This window comes from Enterococcus sp. 3C7_DIV0644, assembly GCF_002141235.1.
GTDB lineage: Bacteria > Bacillota > Bacilli > Lactobacillales > Enterococcaceae > Enterococcus_D > Enterococcus_D entomosocium.
In genome coordinates, this window is record NZ_NGLK01000007.1 from 1 (window position 1) to 1,010 (window position 1,010).

Below are 1,010 nucleotides of genomic sequence, written 5' to 3' on the forward strand. Positions count from 1 at the left end.
TTTCAGAGACTCAATATTTATCAATGATTAACAAATTAGGATAGTCAAAATCTGGTCCTGTCTCTTATACACATCTACATTTCTGATACTTCTCTGTATTCAGTTATCTTATATATTGATTTTGCTGCCTCAACTAAAGTATTTAAAATCTCATCTTGAGGGACATTATCACCTCTATGGAAGCCAAAAGCAAAACTTGGTATTTCTTCACACATGATTTGTACAAAATCATCAATCCTTTGTTGCAAGATGTCTTTTCCACAAATATCAAAATCAATATGATAGGAATGAAAACTGTCTCTTATACACATCTCTTCATAAATATTTACTATATCCCAATTCACCTTTATTTAACCTCCTAATGCTTGAATCAAAGTTAATTTTGAATGCAACTTTGATATAATTTCTTTTTTACTTTTTAAAGGCATCAATATCACTATAATATTTAGTTTATTTATAAGAGGATGCTCCTTACTTTTGTCATCAAATCTTTTTTTTCTGTCTCTTATACACATCTCGATGTGTATAAGAGATCACTATAATATTTAGTTTATTTATAAGAGGATGCTCCTTACTTTTGTCATCAAATCTTTTTTTTAATTTGTACACTTCATCTTCAAACTCTTTAGAAAATTTTTCGAAATCTAATTCATATGAATCCAGTGTCGATGTTTCGTATGCACAAAACATCGGAATTACTATATTATTTAGTTGCTCAGAGAGACTTGTATATCTATTCAACAATTCAATCCAATGTTCAGAATCAAATCCCATAGAATCCAGCATTTTATATGAATCAGTTATTCTTTTGGATATTATATTAAATTCACTATTAAAATAATCCGTATTAAAGTGTTCAAAAAGATCTTGTACTAATGCATCAACTCCATTTATTCCACTTGTGTATATCTTAGACTCCCCAAGCCAAAGAGTCATACTTTCAGTATTAATATGTATAGAATCAAAGCCATGAACAGCATGTCCAAATGAATCTTTAAAATGGATTTTAG

The 1,010-nt window shown here is 28.7% G+C and carries 2 protein-coding genes; both read right to left on the reverse strand.

Translation table 11 applies throughout. The annotated features are described in order from the left end of the window. Positions 1-74: 74 nt before the first annotated feature. A complete protein-coding gene (locus A5877_RS17030; protein ID WP_086317485.1) occupies positions 75-344 on the reverse strand; it encodes a hypothetical protein in 270 nt (89 codons plus the stop codon). A gap of 139 nt (positions 345-483) precedes the next feature. After that, on the reverse strand, positions 484-1,010 hold a 527-nt coding region (locus tag A5877_RS17035), incomplete at its 5' end, for a DUF1837 domain-containing protein (protein ID WP_217809926.1).